Raw genomic sequence first — 1,044 nt, forward strand, 5'->3', positions numbered from 1 at the left:
GCCTCGTCGAAGCCGCGCGGGAGCTTGACGTCAAGAACGCGATCTTCGAGGGTGAGGCAGTGGTCACCAATGCGGCCGGCCTGCCCGACTTCGACGCGCTGCAGAAGGCCGTCCACAGCGACCCCTACGCCATGATCCTCGGCGCCTTCGACATCGTGTATTTGGACGTCCACGATCTGCGCGACATCGGCTGCAAGGCACGCTGTGAGATCCTGTTCGGCATCATCAAGCCGAACAGCCGCATCCAGTTCAGCGAATCGCTGCCTGGTGATCCAAAGGCGATCTTTTATCTCGCCGACCAGGCGGGGATCGACGGCATCGTCTCAAAGCTCGCTGACAGCTCATATCGAAGCGGCCCGACTTCGAACTGGTTGACGACCAAGAGCTTCACCGTCCAGGAATATGAGCCGCTCGGCGTTGAGCGGGAATCTGGCAAGGCCGCATTCGCCTTGCTGGGCGGAGCCAGGCACCGGGAAGTATATCGGTTCGGCCTTCATCAGCTTGGGTCGCGACATGAAGGAACGGCTGTGGAAGCGCGTCCAGGACCATGCCGGCCCGCCTCCGCAGGGCATCAAGAAGCGACCGGCGACGCAATGGGTAAAGCCGGAGGAGGTCAAGCCGCGCCTCAAGCACCTCCGCGGCGAGCACGGATCTATTCGCAGCGCTCCGTTGCAAGGTTTCGGCGGTGAACCACATGGCTAATCCGCCACGACAAGGACTGGACACTATGGACCCTACCGACCCTAAACCTGACCGCCGCCTTCACCAGAGAACGCCTGTTCTGAAGGACGCGACCATCATCACTGGACGTCGGGACATGGACATAAGCTGCTCGGTCTGCAACCAGCATGAGAGAGGCGCCGAACTGCGGGTCGCTGCTGATGCCTTGGTCCCGGATCGTTTTGTGCTGTTCATCCCCGAGGACGGAGCCACCTATCAGGCGGTGGTCCGGTGGCAGAAGAACGATCGCCTTGGGGTGCAACTGTACGGCACGGGAGTGGTAATTCGGCCTTGATCAGCGCGCCCGGTCAATTCGCCCCGCGG

2 protein-coding genes are annotated in these 1,044 nt (G+C 61.9%); both read left to right on the forward strand.

Going from position 1 to position 1,044, the window contains the following annotated elements; all coding sequences use genetic code 11:
- Positions 1–689 (forward strand): ATP-dependent DNA ligase (locus AC0L2X_RS32395; protein WP_473601208.1); only part of this gene is annotated, 689 nt, incomplete at its 5' end.
- A 38-nt stretch (positions 690–727) separates the two neighbouring features.
- Positions 728–1,015 (forward strand): PilZ domain-containing protein, encoded by a 288-nt coding sequence (locus tag AC0L2X_RS32400; RefSeq protein WP_473601209.1) that lies wholly within the window; start codon positions 728–730, stop codon positions 1,013–1,015.
- Positions 1,016–1,044 lie beyond the last annotated feature (29 nt).

It is taken from the genome of Mesorhizobium sp. WSM4828 (assembly GCF_055811175.1).